Annotated in this window: 8 protein-coding genes and 2 pseudogenes; 8 read left to right on the forward strand and 2 right to left on the reverse strand. The window is 59.5% G+C overall.

The window, feature by feature from the left end:
* Together AC5RV1_RS16810 and AC5RV1_RS16815 are read left to right on the forward strand one after the other, a co-directional pair.
* On the forward strand, positions 1–566 hold a 566-nt coding region (locus AC5RV1_RS16810; protein ID WP_493995338.1), incomplete at its 5' end, for a nitrilase-related carbon-nitrogen hydrolase.
* Positions 567–847: 281 nt separating this feature from the next.
* Positions 848–1,390, forward strand: coding sequence for a hypothetical protein (locus AC5RV1_RS16815; protein ID WP_493995339.1), 543 nt, complete (start codon positions 848–850; stop codon positions 1,388–1,390).
* 211 nt (positions 1,391–1,601) lie between these two features.
* On the opposite strand, the gene AC5RV1_RS16820 is transcribed toward AC5RV1_RS16815, so the two are convergent.
* Positions 1,602–2,315: an 8-oxoguanine DNA glycosylase OGG fold protein gene (locus AC5RV1_RS16820; RefSeq protein WP_493995340.1), complete on the reverse strand. Its 714-nt coding sequence runs from the start codon at positions 2,313–2,315 to the stop codon at positions 1,602–1,604.
* A 125-nt stretch (positions 2,316–2,440) separates the two neighbouring features.
* Between AC5RV1_RS16820 and AC5RV1_RS16825 the strand changes: the two are divergent.
* The 3 genes and pseudogenes from AC5RV1_RS16825 to AC5RV1_RS16835 all read left to right on the forward strand — a co-directional run.
* Positions 2,441–3,325 (forward strand): annotated as a pseudogene (locus tag AC5RV1_RS16825) (histidinol-phosphate transaminase); the annotation flags it as partial.
* Positions 3,326–3,378: 53 nt separating this feature from the next.
* Positions 3,379–4,805, forward strand: a pseudogene (locus tag AC5RV1_RS16830) (amino acid permease).
* Between the two features lie 595 nt (positions 4,806–5,400).
* Entirely contained in the window at positions 5,401–9,321 is a 3,921-nt protein-coding gene (locus AC5RV1_RS16835) for an NACHT domain-containing protein (RefSeq protein WP_493995341.1), read from the forward strand.
* Between the two features lie 237 nt (positions 9,322–9,558).
* Here AC5RV1_RS16835 and AC5RV1_RS16840 read toward each other — a convergent pair whose 3' ends face one another.
* Complete coding sequence (locus AC5RV1_RS16840; RefSeq protein WP_493995342.1) at positions 9,559–10,503, reverse strand: hypothetical protein; 945 nt, start codon at positions 10,501–10,503, stop codon at positions 9,559–9,561.
* Between the two features lie 290 nt (positions 10,504–10,793).
* Between AC5RV1_RS16840 and AC5RV1_RS16845 the strand changes: the two genes are divergently transcribed.
* From AC5RV1_RS16845 to AC5RV1_RS16855, 3 genes are all read left to right on the forward strand, one after another.
* Positions 10,794–13,655, forward strand: coding sequence for a helicase-related protein (locus AC5RV1_RS16845; RefSeq protein WP_493995343.1), 2,862 nt, complete (start codon positions 10,794–10,796; stop codon positions 13,653–13,655).
* A complete protein-coding gene (locus tag AC5RV1_RS16850; protein WP_493995344.1) occupies positions 13,655–18,373 on the forward strand; it encodes a DNA methyltransferase in 4,719 nt (1,572 codons plus the stop codon). The genes AC5RV1_RS16845 and AC5RV1_RS16850 overlap by 1 nt, the downstream gene beginning before the upstream one ends.
* A 167-nt stretch (positions 18,374–18,540) precedes the next feature.
* Positions 18,541–24,747, forward strand: a complete 6,207-nt coding sequence (locus tag AC5RV1_RS16855) for a DEAD/DEAH box helicase (RefSeq protein ID WP_493995345.1) — start codon at positions 18,541–18,543, stop codon at positions 24,745–24,747.
* Position 24,748 lies beyond the last annotated feature (1 nt).

A 24,748-nucleotide genomic window follows, 5' to 3' on the forward strand; every position in this document is an offset into this window, starting at 1 on the left:
CCCGCCGCCACCGCATTGCGCTGGTGGCGGGTGTGGTGGAGACTTCGGACGAGCCGGGCCGGGCGTACAACACACTGGCGGCGTTCGGGCCCGACGGCGGCCGGCTGGCTTTCTACCGGAAGATCCACCTTTTCGACGCGCAGGGCTTCGGGGAGTCCGAGTTCATCAAGCCAGGTGAGTCCCTTGAGCCAGTGGTGTTCGAGCGCGGGGGAGTGCGGTTCGGGCTGATGACCTGCTACGACCTGCGGTTCCCGGAAATGGCCAGGTCACTGGCCGACGCCGGCGCGCAGGTTTTGCTGGTCTGCTCGTCCTGGGTGCCGGGTGAGTATAAGACGGAGCAGTGGCTCGCGCTGAACGCGGCTCGCGCGATCGAGAACAGCGTGTACGTGGCCGGCGTGTGCCAGGCCCCGCCGGTGTCGGTCGGGCGGAGCGTGCTGGTGGACCCCATGGGGATGGTTGAGGCTGACCTTGGGCTGGCTGCTGGTGTTCGGATGGTGGAGGTCTCGCTGGAGACGGTGGACCGGGTGCGGGAGCAGTTCCCGATGTTCCGGCAGCGGCGGCTGTAACGAGCGGCGCCAACAGATTGCGGTGCGTGACCTCTTGCTCGGGACGAAACCTGCGGTCGTGTAGTAGCCGATAACTGCTCAAGGTGTGCCAAGGGCAGCCCCAAGGCAGCAGCCGGGTTGCTTCCGTGACCAGGGCACCCCATCATGTAGCAATGTCAGAAGTGAACTGGACGGACGTCGTCAGCGCGATTAGTGCAGCGGCTACGCCTATCATAGTCGCGATTTTCGGGTGGACGCTTACTCGCCGACAGTCACGCAGCGAACTTCTGCTTAAGGCGCGAATGGACTATTACCGCGAGATAATGCCCGACCTCAATCGGCTGATGACGTACATGATGTTCATCGGTGCCTGGCGGGATATGACACCGTTGGAGGTAATCTCCCTCAAAAGGCGCCTGGATGCTTCCTTTTACGTCGCTGCACCCCTATTCAGCCCTCCAGTTACCTCGGCTTATGAGCTGTTTATGAAACAGTGCTTTGTTCCCTTCGGCCAGTGGGGAGCCGATGCTCTGATTAGAAGCAGCCCATACCGACGCCGCGTAAGTTGGAAAGCAGCGAAGCCGTGGGACCCGGATTGGGGAAGCCTGTTTGAGTTGCAGGAGGACGAAGCTATTGAAGCTGCCGCGCTTGAAGCACTTAGGACAGCATACGATTCGCTGGTATCGGCATTAGTAACTGACCTAAATATCAATCGGGCGCGCGGTGAGTACACGAACGCACATGTACTCGAGAATGCACGTGGACCCCTTAAAACCGTTGAAGGTATCTCTGCTTCCCAGGCACGAGGTGACGAAGACGAGGCTGCACTACACAATCCTTCCTGAACCGAATGTGCGCCAAATGATGCATTAGGAGACGGTGGCTCGGGCTTCCGCGCTACAGGGATGAACTAAAGCGGCTTCAGTTGCATGCTCTGATGCCGAATGCACGATTCGAGAGCCGAAAGCCGACGGAAACCCACTGGTCCATCGAAAAGGTGAAACCGTAAGGTCCTGTGCGGATCTCGCGCCGACCCTCCCTACACCCATCGTGAAACTACCGACGCTTCCTCCACTCCTTGCCAGCCTCGAAAGCCCAGCGCTCAACCTCGTCTGCGCCCACTGTGCGTTCCGGCGAAGAAAGCTCTACGGCCCAAGTGCGCATAACGGAGCACGCGGCCGAATACGTGTTCACGGAGTAATTCGTGTACCGGGGACGCAAAACAGGTTTCCCAGTTATCTCGGCATGAGTAGCGAGTACTCGGGCATCGACGATGAGACTGGGGTGATCAATGGCTCCGCCTCCAGCGAAGTACAAGTACTTAGTAAAGAAGTTGGGCCCCCAAGACTTGAGTGCTGGTCGGTTTGGTTGAAGTTTGAGAAAGGCTTGTTCCGGGCTTGTCACCGCCAAGCGCGCTGAGACGTGTAGTAGGGCAGCTGTCTGCTCTTCGTCTGATGAAACCGATTTGATTCGCCCGGGCGTATTGCGGTGACTGTTTCCAGTTCCCCAGGCAAGAGATTGCCAGAAGAGATGACATGCTCCATGCCCGGTTTCGTCCTCTCGCGCCTGGCGAGCGAGCTGGAAGAGACCGCCTCTGCTGATCAATCCAGTTTCTAATCCTCCGTCCTCACTGACGAGAGGAGAACCCTTTAGCGCGCCTACGCGCTCGTTCCATTTGGAGATTTTTGTGTTGAAACCGTGGCCATCGATTGCTTCACTTCGCGCATGCAACATGACCCAGTCGGCCAATTCTTCGGGTGCGGAAACCATAGACACAGCCTATGGGTGATGGCGCATTAGAGTTGCCAACCATGCCGTCTACGGATGGCGGCGATCAGCCATTCCAAAATTGGAACCGATATTGATCGATCAGGCGTCCTTCCAGCTGAAGCGCCTCCGCCGTCGAACTCCGTGAACGGATCGCCCGGCACTTGGGCGTCACCGCGGAGGAGGTGGCGGTGGGGCCCGGCAGCGTGGGCGTCCTGCAGCAGATCATCACCGGACTGTGCGACGCCGGGGACGAGGTGGTTTTCGCATGGCGCTCCTTCGAGGCCTACCCGATCCTGGTGGAGCTGGCAGGTGCCCGGCCGGTCCGCGTCCCGCTGGATGCCGCCGATGGCCACGACCTCGACGCCATGGCCGCCGCCGTCACCGACCGCACCAAAGTCATCCTGCTGTGCACGCCCAACAACCCCACTGGCGTGCCGATCAGCCACGACCGCCTCGAGGCCTTCCTGCAGTCCGTCCGCTCCGAGGTCCTGGTGGTGATCGACGAGGCCTACGTGGAGTACGCCGACGCCGGTAGAGGCCCCGATTCCCTGGCGCTCTACCGCCGGTACCCGAACGTCTGCATCCTGCGCACCTTCTCCAAGGCCTACGGGCTCGCCGGCCTGCGCGTTGGGTATGCCATTACGACGGCGGCAATCGCCGACGGTCTGCGCCGCACCGCCCTGCCGTTCGCCGTGAGCGCGCTGGCGCAGAAGGCGGCCATCGCGTCGCTGGACGCGGGGGAGGAGATGGAATCCCGGGTCTCCGCAGTGAAGCAGGAGCGTGCACGGATGTCTCGGGAGCTGGCTGCCCGGGGCTGGAAGCTCCAGCCGAGCCAGGGCAACTTCCTGTGGATCCGCGCGGATGCTGCTCTCCTGGCGGCGCTGGTGGACGCGTTCGATCGTGCGGGCGTTATGGTGCGGGCGTACCAGGGCGACGGCGTGCGGATAACCGTGGCCGATCCCGCTTCCAACGACCGGGTGCTGCGGCTCCTCGCAGCCAACCCGGCGTAACCCCTTTCTGACCTTTCCCCAACTCCGTTCCACCTACAACCAGAGGAATCCCTATGGAACAACAGATAACGACGTCTGACCGCGCCCTCGGCGCGGCCCTCAAACCCCGCCAGCTCACCATGATGGGCCTGGGCAGCGCGATCGGCGCGGGCCTCTTCATCGGCTCCGGCGCGGGCATCCAGGCTGCCGGCCCGGCCGTGCTGATCTCCTACCTCGTGGCCGGCACCCTCATCATCCTGGTGATGTGGGCGCTCGGCGAGATGGCCGCCGCCAACCCGGACAGCGGTGCATTCTCCGTCTACACCGCCAAGGCCTACGGACCGGTGGCCGGCGCCACCGTGGGCTGGCTTTGGTGGATCCAGCTGGTGGTGGTCATCGCCGCCGAAGCGCTCGGTGCCGCAGGCCTGCTGGCCACCATATTCCCGGCCCTGCCGGTGTGGCTGATGGCCTTCGTGTTCATCGTGGTGCTCACCGCCGTGAACCTGACGAGCGTGAAGAACTTCGGCGAATTCGAGTTCTGGTTTGCGTTGCTGAAGGTGGCGGCAATCGTCGCGTTCCTGGCTGTCGGCGCTGCCCTGCTCTTCGGCTGGCTGCCGGGCGTCCAGTCGCCGGGCCTGTCCAACTTCATGGGTGAAGGCTTTGCCCCGAGCGGTTTCGCCGGGATTGCTACGGCACTGTTCGTGGTGGCATTTGCGTTCGGCGACACCGAGATTGTGTCCGTGGCCGCAGCCGAAACCGCCGAGCCAGCCCGCAGCGTGAAGAAGGCCGTGCGGACGGTGCTGTGGCGCATCCTGGTGTTCTACATCGGTGCCATTTTCATCATCGCGGCCGTAGTTCCTGTCGGTTCTGAAGGGCTGAAGAGCCCCTTCGCCGCGGTTCTGGAGGCCGCCGGCATGCCGGGCGCAGCCACCGCCATCACCCTGGTGGCCGTTGCAGCATTGCTCTCCGCGCTCAACGCCAACCTCTACGGCGCCTCCCGGATGGCGTACTCCCTCGCCGAGCGGGGTGAAGCACCCCGCTTTCTTGCTTCTGTGTCTTTGGCGCGGGTGCCTGTTGTTGCAGTCCTGGCCAGTGTCGCCTTCGGCGTTGTCACGGTGGTGCTGGAGCTGATGTTCCCCGAGATGGCCCTTCCGGTCCTGCTCAACATCGTGGGGTCCACCTGCCTGTTGGTGTGGACGTCCGCGCTCTTGGCTCAGCTTGCGCTGCGCATCCGGGCCGACCGTGACGGAACGACGCTTCCGCTGCGGATGCCGGCTTCCCGTGGCTCACAGTTGTTGGGCTGGTTATCCTCGGCGCTATCTTCGCGGTGGGCTTCATCGCTGAGGACTCCCGTCCTCAGCTACTAGGTACGTTTGGACTCGTGGCGTTCATTGCGGCGGGGTGCCGGATGAACCGCTGGCAGCGGACCACTCAGCTGCGTGTCGAATCTCTGGAACGCTCAGAACCTCGGGTATTTTCCGACGAAATCAGCCGTACCTAAAGTATCAATCGGGCCGTCCATTCTGGTCCGCTACTTCGCCGTTGGCTCAGCAAACAGCGAGCATTTCCGCGTTCCATTGGTAACCTTCACCGGCCGGGTGAGACCCAAAAGATCTTCCTGACGGTTGCCGCGTAAATCTTGTTTCATTACGTATGCAGCACTGCGACAACCAGCAGTTGAACCCCGACTTTGGTGACGACGGGGGGAGTTGAAGCGGACCTTCCTGGCGCTAAAACGCGGACCAAGTTTGTAGACGTCCTTGAGTCCGGTGACGCGGTTGTCCTCGAGTCGTCCTGCTCCCGGCAGCCATCGGGCAGCGCACAGCAGCAACAAGGGGTTTGAGCTGGGCCAGGGGACACCTTCGCCTCGGTTCCGCAGGCACCGCACCCCTGAGTTACCGGCAGTGGCCGGCGCAAGGGGCTGGCCAATTGAATGCGGACCGTTAACTTCCGAAGAAACCTTGCTCACTCTCGTTTCCGATCGTCCGTCTGGCTCACAGCATTATCAGAGATTGCTTGTCATCGCGCGTGCAGAATTGGTGAAGCAGGGGGGCGTTCAGTGCGATTCTTGAGAAAGTTCCTGGCATGCTATATCCGTGGACTACAACTTGAACGCCCTAAGCACGCGCCAGTTCGAACATCTATCACAGTCACTGGCTGTGAAATATTTGGGCGGGACAGTGGCTGCCTTTGGAGACGGACCAGATGGCGGGCGCGAAGGGACGTGGGAAGGGCAAACAGCCGGATTAGGCAGCCAGTCTTTGTGGGACGGTTACGGAGTTTTGCAGTCAAAGATGCATCTCCATCCTACCGGGGTTGCTCAAAATCTTAGTTGGTTGAAGGGTGAGCTAAAGAAAGAACTGGAAGAATGGTCGGCTCCCGATACAAAACGGTTACGCAAACCCAAATACGTCCTTTTTACAACAAATGTGCGGTTATCTCCAGCCCCAGAAAGTGGGAAGGATGCCATCAAAGTATTTGTGTCAGAGCAAATCGAGAAAAACGGCCTGCCGATTCTCGATTTCCGCATTTGGGACTACGACGACATTCGCGCGCTTCTTAATGATTCGAGCTCTATAAGAGCGGCATACGCCGCACTCTTAACAACTGGTGACGTTATCGCCCAGCTGATTGATCGTATAAACGATGAAGAGAAGGATTTTTCTCATGCTTTGGCAACCCATGCGGCCCGCAGCTTTCGCGATGACACTTATCTGAAACTTTCGCAAACTGGCACCGTACGCGATCAGCAAATAACCATTGGCGATACATTCGTCGACTTGCCGTTAGCTGCGTCCCCCTCATACATACCAATTCCTATCGATGGAGATCAGGAGGGCGGTGCACTTAAGGGGCAAGGAAATCAGCGACATGTTGTAGACGAGTTGATTACTCGTTTTGACACCAGCTCGGGTGTTCCTTCCGTAGGAGTTGAAGCGCATCGGAAAGCAGTGCTTATTGGTGGTCCTGGCCAAGGGAAAAGTACCATCACCCAGTTTCTCGCCCAGCTTTACCGTGCTAAGTTCCTTGAGGGTTCACCGCTTGAAGACGACCAGGCAATAGCGTCAGGCCTTCGAGCAGTGAAGGCGCGTGCACGTAGCATAGGCCTTCAGGATCCTAGAGCAAGACGTTGGCCATTCCGCATAATTTTGACCGATTTGGCTGATTCTTTATCTAACAATAATGCCTCCAGCCTCCTGGACTATATGGCGAAACAACTGTCAGAGAAGGCATCAGTGACGGTATCGATGGCCCGGATGCGACGATGGCTGGAAGAGTATCCCTGGATTTTGATCTTAGATGGCCTCGATGAAGTGCCGAATAGTAGTAATCGGGCACAGGTCCTAGAATGCATTCAGAACTTTCATTTTGAAGTTAAAGCTGTAGATGCGGATGTGACGATTGTTGCCACTACTCGTCCGCAAGGCTATGGGGAAGAGTTTAGTCCGCATGCTTATTCGCATCTGACCCTGAGCAGTCTTTCTCTTACCACGGCCCTTGATTATGCCAAGGGCTTCATTGCCGTGCGTACTGGCGGTGACATGGCGCAAATGGATGCCATCTATGCTCGACTTAAGAAAGCTAGTGCGGAGGAAAGTACCAGAAAACTGTTCACCTCGCCCCTGCAGGTTACCATTTTGACGGTACTTGTAGAGACTAGCGGACAGGTGCCGAGGGACCGGTGGCGCTTATTTTCTCAGTACTACTATGTGATTACGCAGCGTGAGCTGGAAAAAAATAGCGAGCTTTCCCTGCTTTTGCGCGACTTTCAGGGAGATGTTGACTATCTGCATCGCTATATAGGAGATGTTCTTCAGCGTCGTGGTGCGGAGGCTGGTGAGACATCGGCGACGATTGATCGTGAAGAATTTGAAGAAATAATTCGTTCCCGACTCGAATACATCGGACATCCGCCGGAGAAGGTCGCCCGATTGCTGGTTGAATTCATGCGATTAGTTACCGATCGCTTGGTCTTTCTGGCGGTACTGCAAGCGGATAGAATCGGATTTGAAATTCGCAGCCTGCAGGAATTTATGGCTGGCGCGTTTAGAGCTAGTCAGCCTGAGGCTGAAATTTTGCCTGCGTTGGCCGAGATTGCTCCAAACCCTTACTGGCGAAACGTATTTCTTTTTGTCGTCGGGCATATATTTTCTGATCGGGAGCACTTGCGCGCTGATATACCGCTGCTGTGCTCTGAACTGAACAACAGTGGACCACTGGAGAAGGTGACAAAACTAGGTTCACTGCTTGCTTTGGAAATACTTCTCGACAGTTCAGCTTTTTCTCAGCCTCGTTATGCCGCCCCACTTGCCCGAACAGCTGCGGAATTGCTAGATGGTCCTGTGCAAGATGAAGTACGCGAGTTCCACAAGATAAATGATGACGTGGCAGGTCCTATTCTTAGTCGTGCTGTGTTGGACACCACGTCGGGTGCTCCAGCCACTTGGGTGAACAAAATCAGGGCTCTCGCACGGATTGAACCCAATCTCGAAGTACGCCGCGCGCACCTTGCTGCAATCCTGCGAGTTGCTGACGAACCAACACTAGAAGTGCTCGTGAAACTCGTTGGAGAAGAGGGTAATGAAGATCTAGTCGAGGTGCTAGGTGATCGCGTTTACGAGTTTCCCCCAAGTGCCCTAGTGGGTGAGTTGGCCGGTAGACGATTCCGGGACACGAAGCAAAATCTCGAATCTGCACCCGTCTGGCAACAGAGGCTGCATACTCTGCTGGAATCTCCGAGCGTTGTTTTGACCATTCGCTACGGCGAGCGCGATGACGAAACGATGAAAGTCCATTACAGCCCAATCAACGATTCCAAGGAGATCTGGGAGTACTTCTCCGGAATCGATTCAGATCATAGTGGTTGGCGCCTTCTCAAGGATCTTGGTGTATTCGCTTCAGAACCAACATCGCGTAGTCTCTCCTCCGTGTTGCGGAGCGCAGCTGAAGCTATGCCGGCCGACCGTACGTTTGGCGCTCATGCGAGCTGGGTGGTCAGGGCCTGCTTTGAGGCGGCGACAAGCCACTACTCTGCTCTTGGTGTCTCAACTGTAGAAGATGCGCTAATGCTGCTGGCTCAGGCAGCAGATGAGGGACGGCTTGGAGAAATAGAAGACTGGGTGGCTGCAGAATCTCGTTTGCGATCTGTAGATCGAACTGCGGTAACTCGTATTGGCCCTGATAGCGAAACTGCATACAATCTGCCGCTTTGGCCTGAGCTGCGGAAATCTGGTATCACACTCTTCGGCTTCGGAACTGGGTATATGCATGACGGGCAATCTTTGGCTGATCACCTGATGAGGCTTAGTGACATTGGGGGAAGGATGGAATCGGCGCTCCATAAGGCTCACCTTGTACATTTCATAAGCTTCATGGGGACGATATATAGTCGCGGGATTTCTGGTAGGGAAAAAGGGGCGGTTGACACACGGGATGAGCGGTGGTCCCGGGTGTTCAGCTTTCTAGAGGAGAGTGTCCAGGAGCTTCCATCTGAAAGTCCTCTTTGGGCACGCTGGGTTTTGTCGGTTTCTGCAGAACGGCGACGCGAGTTGACTTTTCCCATGGTGCTCCGGGCTTTGGGCGGGATGCATTTGGGCGATGCTCAATTGTCCTTTGGTCCAGGGGACGCTGGCTGGATAAAAGATGGAGCCGTTTGGATGGAGGGTGGGTGGAAGCGATATAGATTAGCTATTCTCCTGGATCCCGCCATCATCACAAATTTGCGAGACGACGAGATCTCTTTCGCACTAGAGGGAGATCAATCGAATCTATCAACTCACTTCAAAAGCCGTTTGAGGGTCTTGACCGCAAGCGCGGAGCAGATTGCGAGCGGTTCCTCGGATGACGATATACGTAAGATTTTGGAGGATGACAGAGACGGCACGGATGATCTTGAGCACCTCAAGCGCTACCTGTTCGGTGATAACGCGGCTAACATGATTCAGCGTTTTTGGGAGGTCGGTTGCCTGGAATTTCCCTTCCAGGCTAGCCGCCTACTAGGAACCTTCGGGTCGTGATTCTTACAAGCATGAAAGTGGGCGGTATATACATCAGACCGCCCACTTTCATGCCTTCCAGATCTTGGTGCAGCTAAGTGTTGCCCAACTCAGGGGCACGTTAGCCGCAAAAATACCGGGTTACCGGCCTCCCGGCATGCTCCTACTAGCTTTCTGGCGCTGTACCTGACCCAGTAGGGGACAGCCAGCAGCCAGCAGCCAGCAGGCCGCGGGCCAATAGGAACTTCTCAACAGGGATCACGCATTCCAGTTACTCCCGAATAGTCCTTTTGCAAGGTCCAGGTTATTTCTAAGATTGAGTTCGGGATCACCACCGATGAGAAGGCTCTTTCTGGCAGGATCCTCCTGCCACAAAGCCATCATGCTCGAATATGCCGTCAAGACAAGGAATTGCGGATGAACATAAGTCTTGAGCGTTGCCGTACTGCTTACAAAAGGCGAAAAGGATTCCCCGTGGAAGCGGTGGTTCCTTGCGGTATATAGCAAACCGGAAAGCACCGTGTGGGCCTTCGCTTCGTCGTCTAATTTAAAGTTGGGGTGCAGTGAGCCAGCTATCTCATGGCCATTTAGTACCTTGCGGATGAAGGCGGCTTGTTTTCGACGATTTCCTGCGTCTCTATCAGCGGACCGCACTTCCAACGCGTCAACAAAGCTGTCAATAGAGTCATTCTTAGCTTCCCTGAAGCGCACGAGGACTTGATTCTTGTCCTTTTTTGCCTTTGGTTGGGTGCGCCAGTTGCTAAGATTGTGGTTGAGCCGCTTGTACAAGAAGTCGCACGACTGCATGGGAACATTCGAAAGCAACATAGTAACGATGGATGATAGGGTAGTGCTCCTTTGCGCGGCATAACGAAGCGAGAGCGTGAAATCGTTTGCCGGATGCAGTCGCTTGATGGTTGATTCCAATGCCTTAAAGATTGAATCGAAGGCCACGTCAGGTCGTGCGGGAAGCTGATCAAATGCATCTAGCAAGTAAGAAACTTCTCTGTGGAATTCGAAGTCGTCCGCCTGTCCTAGAGCAATGGGGTGAAAAAAGGCGTTATCTGTTCCCTTGACTTTTTCTAAGAATTCTTGTTCCAGTGGTGTCCGTTCTCGCCCAATAAGGACTCCGTTCTTCGCCCACTTCTCAATGGCATTAAGTCGCAAGAGTTTGTGTTGGTCAGACTTTGTACGGGTGGCCACTTCAGTCCGTCTTTCTTTGTTTCGCGGTTGAGCTACGAACTACAGTGGCGCACGGGGTGATGCCACTTCGACCAAAGCTACATTACGGAAGCCCCCAGTGAATTCCTGGCGTTCTAAATGTCACCATCGTTAGGTGGCGGAGGCTGTATTCACCTTATGGTCCCGTTCCTCCCGGAGTTTGCAGTTGCTGCAGGATGTCGTGAGTCTTCCCCTCGGCAGACATAATGTCTTGAGGACTCGGCACCGCCTTCCGAGTCGGTATGGGGAAGCAGCAAGCACAGGAGCAGGTCTTGACAGTTACAGCCGAAAACCGGGAACTCAACGTCGCACCCGGTTCGGTGGTCCACGTCCGTGATGAGGAGTGGCTGGTCACCAGCCTCGAGAAGTCCGTCGACGGAACGCTCATCAGGGTCCAGGGGTTGAGCGAGCTAGTAAGAGACACAGCAGCTGCCTTCTACTCCGCCCTTGACGACATCGAGGTCGTGGACCCCGCCAAGTCCAAGGTCGTCGCGGATGACACCCCGAACTACCGCAAGGCACGCCTCTTCCTGGAAACCACGCTGCGCAAGACGCCCACACCGCAGTCTGCGGAGCACCTCACGGTGTCAACTCAGATGCTCTCAAGAAACCTGAAGTACCAGCAGCTCGCCGTGGCCAAAGCCCTGGACACCAAGAACATACGGCCTCGCATCCTCATCGCAGACGCCGTCGGCCTCGGCAAGACTCTCGAGATCGGTATGATCCTCAGCGAGCTGGTCAAGCGCGGCCGCGGCGAGCGCATCCTGGTGGTCACGCCCCGCCACGTCTTGGAGCAGATGCAGCACGAACTCTGGTGCCGCTTCGCCCTCCCGTTCGTGCGCCTCGACTCCGCCGGCATCCAGAAGGTCCGCCAAAAACTGCCGGCCACGCGCAACCCCTTCACCTATTACAGGCGCGCCATCATCTCCATCGACACCCTCAAGAGCGCCCGCTACCGCGCTCATCTGGGCAAACTGAACTGGGACGCCGTCGTCATTGATGAGTCCCACAACCTCACCAACACCGGAACGCTTAACAACGAGCTCGCCCGCATCCTCGCCCCCAACACGGAGGCCCTGATCCTCGCCTCGGCTACCCCGCACAACGGCCGCAACGAGTCCTTCGCCGAGCTTCTCCGGCTCCTCGACCCCACGGTCGTCCGCCCTGACGGGGCCTTTGATCCCAAGCAGGTGGAGAACCTCATCATCCGGCGTCATCGCCACAGTCCCGAGGTCGCACAAGAAGTCGGCGCAGACTGGGCCGAGAGGGAGGAACCGGACAACCGGCTCGTCGCCGCGTCGGCAGCTGAGAATGCAGTCGCCGAGGAGCTCTCCGACACCTGGCTATACCCCAAAGGTCGTCCGTCCCCCTACTCAGGACAGAACGGGTCCCTGTTCTCCTGGACGCTCGCCAAGGCTTTCCTCTCCAGCCCAGCCGCGTTGCTGGAAACAGTGACCGAGCGCCTGAAAAAGCTCGACGCCGATGCCCCCAACGAAGCGAAAGAGACGGAGGCGCTGGGGCGCCTCCGCCAGCTCGCCGAAAACGCCAACACCGGCGAATCAGGCAAATACAACGAACTTGTCGCTTACCTGAAGAAGATAGGTGTCGGCAAAGGATCCCCAGTGAGAGCCGTCGTCTTTGCCGAACGCGTCGCCACGCTCAAGTGGCTACGGGAGGCCCTGCCCAAAGCCCTCGGCCTCAAGCCCGAAAACGTCGGTCTCCTCCATGGCGGTCTCAGCGACGTCGAGCAGCAGAACATCGTGGACCAGTTCAAGCGCAGCAACAGCCCGCTCCGGGTTTTGGTAACGGGTGATGTAGCTTCCGAAGGTGTCAACCTGCACGCCGAATGCCACCAGCTGATCCATTTCGATATTCCGTGGAGCCTTATTCGGATCGAGCAGCGCAACGGCCGCATCGACCGCTTCGGCCAGCGCCACAAGCCCCAGATCACCACCCTTCTGCTGAACCCGAGTAACACCCGCTTCTCGGGCGACATCAAGGTGCTCACCCGGCTGATGGAGCGGGAGCACGAAGCCCACGCCGTGCTGAATGACGTTGCCTCCCTCATGGGGAAGTACAGCGTCAAGCAGGAGGAGGACGCCATCCTGGATGTCCTTCTCGGCAAGAAGGAGTTCGAATCCACCGTCGGCGAGCCAGACCCGGACCCGGAGTCAGGCGACGTCTGGGACTTCCTGGACTTTGAAGCCCTCAAACAGGACGGACCAAGCGATGACGTACCGGTGGAGAAGCCATCAGGCCTGTACGCCACGGACCTGGACTTCCTCGAGGAAGCGCTGAACGAGGCCTTTGGCGAACCCCAGAAGAAACTCGGCTGGAACGTCCACGCAGGGCACGGCCTCGCCGAGTTGAACCCGCCGCCAGACCTCCAGCACCGGCTCGGCTACCTTCCCCAGGAGTACCTCTCAGAGCGCAAAGTCACCGAACGCCTCAAGCTCGCCACCACTGTGGAAGCCGGCACTCGCGAGCTGGACCGTGCGCGCGAATCTGACGACATGAGCTGGCCCGAAGCCCACTACCTCGGCCCGCTTCACCCCGTCCTGGACTGGGCCAGCGACCGTGCTCTGGGGTCAATGTCACGCAGCGAAGTGCTCGCCGTTCGCGGCGACGTCGAGGCCCCCCAGGTTCTCCTCATGGGCACGCTCATGAACCGCCGTGGGCAGGTCGTGTCCAAGGCCTTCATCGCCGTCGAATTCCCCGACCCAAGCAATCCCAACTTCTGCATGGACCAGCCTCTCGAGGACCTGGGCGACCACCTGGCAGCTATCGGCGTCCATAAAAAGGCAACCAATCCCGGCCCGGTCAGCCTGGACGGTCTGCAGGCCCTCCTTCCACGGGCGGTGGAGAGCGCCAGGCAGACAATGCAGATGACGTTCGAGTCCGCGGCCGCGGCAGCCGAGCAACGTCTGCAGGCATGGACTGACCGCGCTACGGGCTGGACCCAGCTGTCTTTCGAACTCACTCAGCGGGCCGAGGTCAGGAAGCAGCGGGAGCGGGTCACTGAGGAGCAGCTCATCGCGGAGTCGCTCGCTCCGGCCCAGCGCCTGGTCCGCGCGCTTCTGATCGTCGTTCCCCGCAATACCCCTACCGCCGTACCGGAAGGTGCTGACCAGTAATGCCGTCCTTTGATTCGATCGTTGTCGGTGAAGACTGGATCAGCGAACACTTCTTCACCACGGATTCCACCAAAGAGTCCTTCCAAGCGGAAGTCATCAAACTCCGGAAGTCCTGGGACGAACAGGCCAAGGAAGGCCACGCCACCACGCTGTCCCGATTCTCCGAAGTCCGCGGCCGGCTGCAGGTCCTGCTCGCCGGGCTGGCCGAGGACCCGGCAGGCGCACCTGAGGCATACGCCCTCCTGCGCACCGCGCTCGGGTTCAAAGGTACGACGGCGGCAGTCACCTTTGAGCGCAGCGGCACCGAGACGCTGGTTCCTGGCGTGTGGACGACGGACAATGCCGACGTCGTATTTCTTGAGGCGGGTACAGCCGACGCTGCTGAAGATGTATTGTCATCGGTAAAGCCGCTCGGACGCGTGCTCGTCGACGGCAAGGAGATGCCGTCCCTGACGCTGGCCAAGGTCGTCTCGGAAATTTACCTTGCGGAACGCTCGCCCAAGTACGTCGTCGTCATGGCGGGGCGCTGGCTGGTGCTGACAGAGCAGGAGCGCTGGGCCGAGGGCCGCTATCTTGCTGCCGACGCCCTGCTGGTTGCCGACCGGAACGACACCAAGAAGCATTCTGAATCCGACCGTTTCCTTGCCATCTTTGGCCGCGACTCACTGATGCCAACTCCTGACGGATCCATCTGGTGGGATGACGTCCTGGAGGCATCCGTCAAACACACCGTCGGTGTCTCCCAGGACCTGCGTGAGGGCATCCGCCGGTCCATCGAAGTCATCGCCAACGACGTGCTCAAGAGGCGGGCCTCGCGTGGCCTTCCGGTAGACGACGTCGACGGGCAGGTCCTGGCGAGACAATCCCTGCGGTTCCTCTACCGCATCCTGTTCCTGCTGTACGCAGAGGCTTCACCGGAGATGGGGGTGCTTCCCATTGGGGCAGGCGAATACAACGAGGGGTACGGCCTGGACCGGCTCCGGGAACTGACGCTCGTAAACATCCAGTCACAGGAATCGCAGCGCGGCACACACATCTACGAATCGCTGGAGCGGCTGTTCCGGCTCGTCGACGGCGGACACAAGCCCCGGCCTGGATCATCGGTCACCGAGGACCCTACCGGAGACAACGAAGGACTCGTCTTCCAGCCGCTGAAGGCCGACCTTTTCCAAGAACAAGCCACGTCCCTCATCAACGATGCGAAGCTGAGTAACTCCGAACTTCAGCGCGTCCTGCAGCACCTGCTGCTGAGCAAAGAGGTCCGCGGAAAGGACCGCGGATTCATCTCCTACGCAGAACTGGGCATCAACCAGCTCGGCGCCGTCTATGAAGGCCTGATGTCCTACACCGGCTTCATCGCCGCAGAGCCCCTTTACGAGGTGGCGAAGGACGGCAACCCGGAGAAGGGTTCCTGGGTGGTCCCGGTAGACCGCTCCGAGTCCATCGATGCGAAGCACTTCGTCAAGTTCGAGGACGAACGGACAGGAGAGAAAAAGCCAGTTCTCCACGAGACCGGCTCGTTCGTCTTCCGTCTCGCCGGCCGCGAGCGTCAGCAGTCTGCCTCCTATTACACCCCGGAGGTACTGACGAAGTTCGTCGTCTCGCAAGCCCTCGAGGAGCTGCTGGATCAGGACGGTATCACCACCACGGCGGACGACATTCTGAAGCTCACCGTCTGCGAGCCAGCACTGGGTTCCGGCGCGTTCGCTATCGAAGCGGTCCGTCAGCTTGCGGATGAGTATCTGAAGCGCAAGCAGAAGGAACTCGATCACCAGATCCCGGCGGATGAATATCCGCAGGAACTGCAGAAGGTAAAAGCACAGATCGCCCTGCATCAGGTCCATGGGGTTGACCTAAATTCGACGGCGGTGGAGCTCGCCGAAGTATCGCTCTGGTTGGACACAATGGTGAGGGACCTCCAGGCTCCGTGGTTCGGGCTGCGATTGCGGCGGGGAAACTCACTCATCGGTTCGCGAAGGGCGACATATTCCCGTCAGTCCGTGAACGACAAGACATGGCTGAAGTCCGAGCCCGCCGAGACGCCGCTCACAGGTCTGGTTGGTGCTATAGAGGACGACACCGACGACCCGAATGTCGTCGGTCGTATCCACCACTTCTTGTTGCCAGCCGAAGGATGGGGCGCAGCCGCCGACGCCCAGGAGGTCAAAGACCTGGCCACTGAAGCACAGGGGGAACTTAAGGCTTGGCGGACCAAGGTCAAGACAAAGCCGAGCAAGACCCAGCTGGATCGCCTGGTCGCGTTGGGCAGCCGCGTAGAATCGTTGTGGAAGTTGACGCTCCGTCGCCTGCAAGTCGCTGAGGCCGAGGCGCGCCGGAAGATTGACTACTTCGGCAAGCCTGAACCGTTAGTCGATGAGGCGAATTCGGTGATCGAGCCTGCCGAAACCCAAGCGGTCAGCCGCGAGCAGATCGAGCAGTCGCTCAACGATCAAGACGGCTCCTACCAGCGCCTTCGCCGAGTAATGGACGCCTGGAATGCGCTGTGGTTCTGGCCGTTGACGAAACGCACGACCGATGGAGTCCAGCCGCCAACGCTCGAGGCATGGATTTCCGGGCTCGAAGGAATTCTCGGAATCGAGGGCTCTCGAAACAAAACTTCTCGGAAGTATGGGCTGATTGAAGGCCAGACGTCCGTGCTCTCGATGGCGTCTTGGGGGCAGCTTGAAGCGATTGAATCATTTGACCTCAGCACATCCCAGGTGAAGCCGGTTGTCACAGTCAAAACGGAGCACCCGTGGCTCGATGTTTGCGAGACAGTCGCCGGCGAACAGGGTTTTTTCCATTGGGAATTGGACTTCGCGTCGATCTTCGGACGAGGGGGCTTTGACCTCCAGGTCGGGAACCCACCATGGGTGCGCCCCGACTGGGACGAAAACGCGATCTATGCGGAGTTCGATCCGTGGTGGCTGCTGAACGACAAGCAGACTCAGGCAGCTAAGGCAGCCAAGAAGAGTGAAGCCAAAGCCAACGCAACCCAGCTTGATTTCATGACTGAACAGGCTGCGGGCATCGCGGCTATGCGTGCCGTTCTCACCTCGACTGCCACTTTTCCAATTGTTTCGGGATTGCGCCCGGACTTGTACCGCTCCTTCATGGAGCGCACTTGGAGATCGGTGTCGACGCAGGGCATCGTTGCCCTGCTTCACCCGGAGTCGCATTTCACTGAGAAGAAGGCAGCGCATCTGCGCGCGGAAACCTACCGCCGCCTCCGTAGGCACTGGCAGTTCATTAACGAACTGTCACTATTTGAGATCGACCACCATGTAACTTATGGAGTTCACGTTTATGGAGCTCGACAAGAATCGCCCCAGTTTAAGATGGCTGCTTCGCTCTATCATCCAGAGACTGTAGCGCGGTCCGAGGTTCATGATGGGTCTGGAGAGGTCCCTGGGCTTAAAGATGCCACTGGCAATTGGGATACCCGTCCTCACGCTGAGAGGATCATCGACGTCGACGAGTCCATTCTAGCGGTCTGGGCGGACGTTCTCGATGAGCCAGGGACGCCGCCTGTGTGTGCACGCATGCTATATCCCGTCAATCGTGCCAGCTCGAGAGTTCTCGATAAATTAAGTAAATCTCCAAGGGTGCGAGGGCTAGGCCTTCAGTACTCGTCGGGCTGGAATGAGACGACGGGCCGAAAGAGCGGCTACTTCGAGGTCGGATCCGCCGTTCCCGACTGTTGGGATGACCTCATACTGCAGGGCCCACACTTCACCGTAGCCAACCCGTTCGCAAAGCAGCCGAACCCCACGATGAAGAACAATCTTGACTGGACCGAGATTGACCTAGAGGCGTTGCCAGCTGACTTTATTCCGCGAAGTAGTTATCAGCCGACTGGCGATCCAGAAAAGTATATTGCGGCATATGATCATTGGATTGACGGCGATAAGCGCTCCATACCAACCTGGATGTGCACTCGTATTGGTTGGCGAAAGATGGCTTCAACAACAGGAGCTCGAACTCTGCACACAGCCCTACTTCCATTAGGTGCCAAACATGTAGAGGGTGTCCGAAGCATTGGGAGTCCGGATGCCAGCAATAGAGTTCTTGTTTTGCAGGCGGCGGCATGGTCAAGTTTATCCCTGGATTTCATTGCAAAGGTTGCTGGTATAGCGAACCTAACGCCTAGCTTTGTTGAAGAGTTTCCTGCCATTATTAACCCCATTTTTAGTGAGCAATTACTGCTCAGGATTACTAGACTGTCCTGTTTGACCAGACAGTTTGAATCGCTCTACCAAGAGCTATTTTCGGATGAATGGCGAAATGACTCATGGTCCCAAAATGTGATGGGAGCGGATTCGACTCTGGCGCTGGACCAAAAGGAGTGGTCGACCGCTGTCCCCCTTAGAACCGCTGCGGCTCGCCGCCAGGCTGCTGTAGAGATCGATGCCATCATCGCGATCGAATTTGGGCTTTCAGCAGAAGAACTTACAACAGTATATAGAACGCAGTTTTCTGTCCTCCGAGGATACGACAAGAATGATCTGTACGACGCAAATGGGCGCAAAGTCCCTGGCGATATGAACAAGATCTACAAGAGTTCGGCTTATGAACTTACTACTGAGGAACGAACCTGGACGCACCCGCAGAGCGGTATCAATTACGTGTTCCAACCCCCATTCCAAAGCTTCGATCGGGAAGAAGATATGCGCAAGGCTTATGTGCACTTCTCGAGCATGCTGGAGGAAGACTCCTAGTGTCGGAACTGCTGCCTACCACTCAAGCTGGCGACCTGCGCAGAGGTCTCTCTGACTATCTGGCTACGACCTTTGCTCTGACTGACGGCAATGCGCAAACTGCAATCAAGGATTTCCTCGCAGACCCAGATCAGGGTCTCTTCAAGGGCGGGTACGTTCGTTTGCGATTGCCATTCGAAACGGCCGAATCTGGTTGGCGGGACTGCCTGGACTGGTACGAGGGGTTCGAGCCCTACGGTCATCAGGCCCGGGCGTTTCAGCGGCTGAGCAGCAAGGCCGTCGACAGCAAGGGTGTCAGGGCCAGTCGACGCCCCGAGCCCACCCTTGTCACGACGGGCACGGGATCCGGTAAGACCGAGGCGTTCCTGTACCCCATTCTGGATCATGTCCTGCGGGCAAAACGTGATGGCGTCACGGGCATGAAGGCGCTCATCCTCTATCCGATGAATGCGCTGGCCAATGACCAGGCCAAGCGCCTGGCCGAAATGCTGACCACCTACGCCGAACTCTCCGGGATCAGTGCCGGGATCTACACCGGGCAGCAAGACACGAATCGCACCCAAGTCTCCAGGGATGGTCTCATCAACGACCGGCAGGTCTTTCGGGAGGACCCGCCGGACATCCTGCTCACCAACTACAAAATGCTGGACATGCTCCTCCTCCGCCAAGAGGACGCGCCTCTCTGGCAGAAGTCCGCGACCAGTCTGCAGTATGTGGTTCTGGATGAATTCCACACCTACGACGGTGCCCAGGGAACTGATGTCGCCATGCTGCTGCGCCGGCTCGGGCTGTCGCTGAAGAGCTACTGGCCCGAAGACCTGGCAGACCATCCGCAGGGGCTGACGGAGGAGGACCGGGCCCGCCCGCTCGGCCGCGTAACTCCCGTCGCCACGTCCGCCACGCTTGGCAGCAAGGGTGACGCCGAGGCGATGCTTCGGTTCGCTGAGACTGTCTTCGGCGAAGTTTTCCCCTACGAGGCCGTTGTCACCGAGTCCAGGCTGCGGCCGGAAGACTGGTCCGCCCTCGGCTCAGGCACTGCCCAGGCGCAGGATCTGCACGCCGTAGCTCTGAGCATGTCTGAGACGAATGCGAAGGTAGCGGCACTGCGGGAAGCGGGTGCCGGACCGGAAACCGTGGTTGAACCAATTCTTGACGCGCTCTTCGAGCAGCGGCCCGGGGACCTGCTGGACGCGATGCGTAGGCATCCGCTCACCGCAGCCCTCCTCGACCACGCAACAGACGCCGTCGAGCTCGCCAGACTGTCACGGACAATCTTCCCGGCGCATGCCCTGCCCGAGGGCGTCAGCGCTCCTGACGCCGAAGAATTCTTATCTCATGTCATTGCGCTGCTCAGTCACGTCCGCGCACGCCATGGCCGCGAAGCACTGACTGTCGAAACCCACCTCTGGATCCGTGAAATGTCACGGGTGGATGCAGCCGTGGATACGGTGCCGCGGTTCCGCTGGTCGGACGACGGTGTTGACCAGTCGAACGACATGTTTCTCCCCGCTGTTTACTGCCGGCACTGCGGACGGTCTGGCTGGGCAGCAGTATTGGCGCCGACGGGCATGGATCTGGAGCTGGACGACTCCAAAATCCGCGAGGCGCGCCTGGCGAATAACCCAAGGTTCAGAACTCTGATCTCCGCCGCCGCCGAGGCAGACATCATCGAGTTCCGTCAGGACGGTGCGGAGCAGGTCCAGGGACTGCATTGGCTGCACACTGTCAACCGGGGACTTTCCAAGACTCCTCCCGCCGCCGATAGCGCGGACCTGGCCGAAGGCCGGGTCATTCCCGTGCTGATGCTCACCGGACAGGACGCGGACGACCAGTCCAAGCGGGACGTCTGCCCTTCCTGCCTGGCAAAGGAAGGCATCGCCTTTATGGGTAGTGCCATCGCCACGATGCTCTCCGTGAGCATCTCCAACCTCTTCGGTGCAGAGGGCCTGGACGAGGGAGAGAAGAAGGCTCTGGTCTTCACCGACAGCGTGCAGGACGCGGCCCATCGGGCCGGTTATGTCCAGTCGCGCTCCCACACCATGACGCTCCGCACCGCACTGCGGCGTGCACTGGGTGAGAAGACGGCGACACTCGCAGAGGTTGTCGACGCTGCCATCGCCGATGCGAAATCGCCGGCGGAGCGTTATCAGCTGGTTGCCCCTGAATATGTTGACCGCCAGAGTTTCAAGCAGTTCTGGAACCCGAAAGCTACACCGGCAGATCAGGCGCGAGGACGTCGGTTCGCCAGGCGCCGCCTGCAGTTCGACGCCCTCCTGGAGCTCGGCCTGCAGTCCCGCACGGGGCGGACGCTGGAGCTGACCGGCTCTCTCGCCGTCGAGACGGACGCGGGCAGCGCCACGCGCATGCTCGCCGTCGCCCGCCGGGCGTACGAGTCCGCCCAGCACCAGACGATGGTGGTAGACACTCCGCCTACCGACCGGCAGTTGCTGCAGTGGATCCGCGGCACCGTGGAGCGCGTCCGCCTTCAGGGCGGCATCAATCACGAGTGGCTCAGGGGCTACATCGCCACTGAGGGCAAGCGGTGGCAGATCTGGGGAGGCCGGCCCAAAGGCGAAGGTATGCCTGCTTTCCCGTCCGGGCGACCCGCGCCGGCGTTCCCGCGGATTGGCCGAGCGGATGCAGCGACGGACAACCTCGACGCCGTCACGCCGTCGACTTCCTGGTACTCGCGGTGGACGGAGCGTTGCCTGGGCGTCGCGCCGTCGGACAGCGGCTACCTTTCCAGGGCTCTGGTCACCGCTCTGGAAGAGGACGGTGTACTGGGCAAGACCAGCACAAACTCCGGAGCTGACGTCTACTGGCTGGATCCGGCAAAGATTATGCTCTCCGTTCCCGCCGTTGATGACCTCGAATCCGGCCGCCATGTCCTTGCGTGCAAGGTCTGCAAGGCCGTGACGCCCGGGAGTCTGACCGTCATCGACCAGCTCGACGGTGCCCCCTGCACTCTGGTCAGGTGCAGCGGCAGGCTGGAACGCCAGGCGGGCGACTCCCGCAACTTCTACCGGGACCTTTACTCCTCGCGGGAAAGCAAACGCGTGGTCGCCCGGGAGCACACCTCCCTCCTGGACGACAAGACCCGTATTCTCTACGAGACCCAGTTCAAGTCGGGATCCGACAATCCGCAGGCTCCCAATGTCCTGGTGGCCACGCCCACTTTGGAGATGGGCATCGACATCGGCGACCTCTCCTGCGTCATGCTTGCCTCGCTGCCTACTTCGGTCGCTTCCTACCTGCAGCGCGTCGGCCGTGCAGGCCGCCTGACTGGCAACTCGCTGGTCCTCGCGTTCGTCCGGGGCCGCGGCGAGCATCTGCCCAAGCTGCATGACCCGCTGTCTGTCATTAACGGTGAGGTCCGTCCGCCTGCAACCTATCTGGACGCAGAGGAGATTTTGGGGCGCCAGTATGTCGCCCACGTGGCAGACCGGTTCGCCCGGACCGCCGGCCGCCCGCACCCGCGTGACGCGGTCCAGGCGCTCGGAAGCGTTGCACCGGGCTCGTTCATCGGCGACCTGATCCAGGACGCGACAGCAAATGCAAAGACGTACCTGGCTGAGTTTCTTGGCCAATTCGGCGAAAAGGTCTCCGAGGGGAGCCGCCAGCGGCTGATGGCCTGGGCCTCCGAGCACGATGACGGCGAGCCCAGCGGTCTCGCCCGTCACCTGGTCCGGGCGGCGGGGGAGTGGAAAGCCGACATCGACGAGTTGGAGGCCCGCCGCAAGGAAATCGACAAGGCTCTGCCGGAGCTGGAGGCCGCAGCCAAAGAAGCGGAGCGGTTGGAGGACAAGTCCTCTGACGCAGTTCAGGCCCTCCGCACTGCCAAAGCGACTCTCCGCATGATCGGGGACCAGCTCAAGCAGCTCCGCGGTGATTACTGGATCTCCGTATTGGAAGCGTACGGCGTCCTGCCCAACTACACCCTGCTGGACGATTCCGTGAGCCTGGACGTGGGGCTGTCCTGGAAGGATGCCGACACGCAGGAGTTCGTCACGGACACCGTGACGTACAACCGCGGCGCCTCCATAGCGCTCAGCGAGTTCGCCCCCGGCGCCACGTTTTACGCCCAGGGCATGGAGATCCTGATCGATGCCGTGGACCTCGGGCCGCAGCAGAGCCACGTTCAGAAATGGCAGGTGTGCCCGAAGTGCGGCTGGATCAAGACCGACGTCAGCACTAGCGCACCCGTCACCAGTTGCGTCAGGTGTACGACGGCGGCAATCGCCGACATGGGCCAGATCTTCGACGTCGTGGTCATGAAAAAAGTCTCTGCCGAAGTACGACGGGACGAGGCCGCCATCAACGACCGGCGCGATAACCGCGTCCGTGAACGGTTCACGATCGCTGCCGCGGCTGACATCGACCAGCAGCACCTGCAACGGCGCTGGTTCGTGGAAGGTTATGAGTTCGGCGCGGAGTACTTCAACCGGGTAGACATTCGGTGGATCAACACCGGGCGGACCGCGTCCAACGGCGGGGTACGGACGATTGCCGGCGACGACGTGCGGACTCCAATGTTCCGGCTGTGTTCTTACTGCGGCCAGCTGGATCAGTCGGCCAAAGAGAACCGGCCGAACGAGCACCGGTTCTGGTGCAAGTTCCGGAAGGAAACCCAGGAGAGCATCAAGGAGGTAGTCCTGGCGCGCGAGCTCAATACCCAGGGCGTGGTGTTGCACCTTCCGCTGGACGTCACCTACGGTGACGATTTCTCGGTGCCGAGCCTTCAGGCCGCGCTGCTCATGGGTCTCCAGAAAGTCCTGGGTGGCGCACCTGACCACCTCGGGGTGCTGAAGATCAACGATCCCGCACATGGCGGTGGCCGGATCGCCCTCATGCTCCATGACAAGGTCCCCGGAGGCACGGGATACCTGGCAGAGTTCGCAGATTCGAAGCGGGTGTGGGAGCTGCTGTACGCGGCCTGGGAGATTGTGCGCGACTGCAGCTGCCGGTTCGAGGAACGCCTTGCCTGCCACCACTGCCTCCTGCCGCACGCCGAGCCATGGCAGATCGACAAGGTCGCCCGCGCAAGTGCGGAGCGGCTGCTGGGTCTCCTCCTGCGCTCGGGGCAGAAGGCCGCGGATGGTGAGGTCCCGCCGTCGTACTCGGACTGGACCGTAACCGAAGAAGCGCCAAGCGCCGAAACGTCCATCGAATCACTGCTGGAAAAGCGCTTCCGGAAAGCCTGGATGGACCGCCTCAAAGCAGTGGGCGCGCACACCAAGATCACACCAGATGCGCTTGCGGACACTGTTACCTTCCGCATTCCCGGGCAGGACTTCCAGTGGCAGCTTCTCCCGCAGGTGGATGTAGCCGGCACCCGACCGGACTTCCTGCTGAAAGGGCCGCCGGACCCGAACTTTCCGGTGCTGGCGATTTATACCGACGGTTTCGCGTTCCACGCGTCGCCGGAGCACAACCGGATCGCGGACGACGCCGAGAAGCGCGACAAGCTTCGGCACACCTCGGAGTTGTCTTCGGCTGTGATTCCTTGGGCCGTCACATGGGAGGACGTGAATGCCTTTGAAGCTGGTCCGTCGGCGCCGGTTACGTTGCCGTCCTGGGCAAACGCCAAGCTGAACGCACAGCTGATGGCCAAGTTCCCTGTGGACGCGTCCATCATGGGTGCGCTGGGGCGGGATGCCATGAGCATGCTCTGGCAGTGGGTCAACAAGCCGGATCCTGAAGCCTGGACCAAGTTCTCGGAACTGGTGCCGCTGATGCTCATGCAGGAGAAGCCACAGCCTTCGGACGCGGACGCTGTTTACGGGCATGCTGTGGCTTTGGCCCGTGGAGAAGAGCCACCGCTGCCCACCGGCAGTGTGACCGCCTGGACGTGCAGATCCGGCAGCGTCGGCTTTGCTGCCGCGGGCTCGCCTAACAGCCTGTCCACGATCGCCGTCGGCCTTTGCCTTGATGATCGGCAGGATGCACTGGCTTCTTCTTCGCACGAAGCCTCTTGGCGTCTTTGGCTGCAGCTCTCGAACCTCCTGGCATTCAAACCCATAGGTTTGACCATCGGATCCGAAGCTTCCGACGTGAGCGCCGGCGGCTCGGTTGCTGCAGAAGTCGCGCGCCAGGAAATGGCGGATGAGGTCGGACCCGGGTGGAAGCCACTGTTGGATCAGGCAACTGAATTCGAAAAAACGCTGCTGTTGCAGCTTGCCACTGCCGGTCTGGATATTTTGCCGGAGCTCGGATACGAAGTGGACGGCGTGCCAGTTTCAATCGCCTGGCCGGACCACCACCTTGCCGTGGTATTCGACGGTGACGAACGTGAAGGGCTGGAAGCTTCGGGATGGACCACCGTGGGAATTGACGTTGACGAAATACGTGAACTGCTGAAGGCAAAGGGGGCTTGAC

This window comes from Arthrobacter sp. Hb9-2 (genome assembly GCF_059091165.1).

Coding starts and splice junctions, on each gene's coding strand:
- AC5RV1_RS16815 (WP_493995339.1), top strand. CDS start 848: ATGGACTATTACCGCGAGATAATGCCCGACCTCAATCGGCTGATGACG.
- AC5RV1_RS16820 (WP_493995340.1), bottom strand. CDS start 2,315: ATGGTTTCCGCACCCGAAGAATTGGCCGACTGGGTCATGTTGCATGCG.
- AC5RV1_RS16850 (WP_493995344.1), top strand. CDS start 13,655: ATGCCGTCCTTTGATTCGATCGTTGTCGGTGAAGACTGGATCAGCGAA.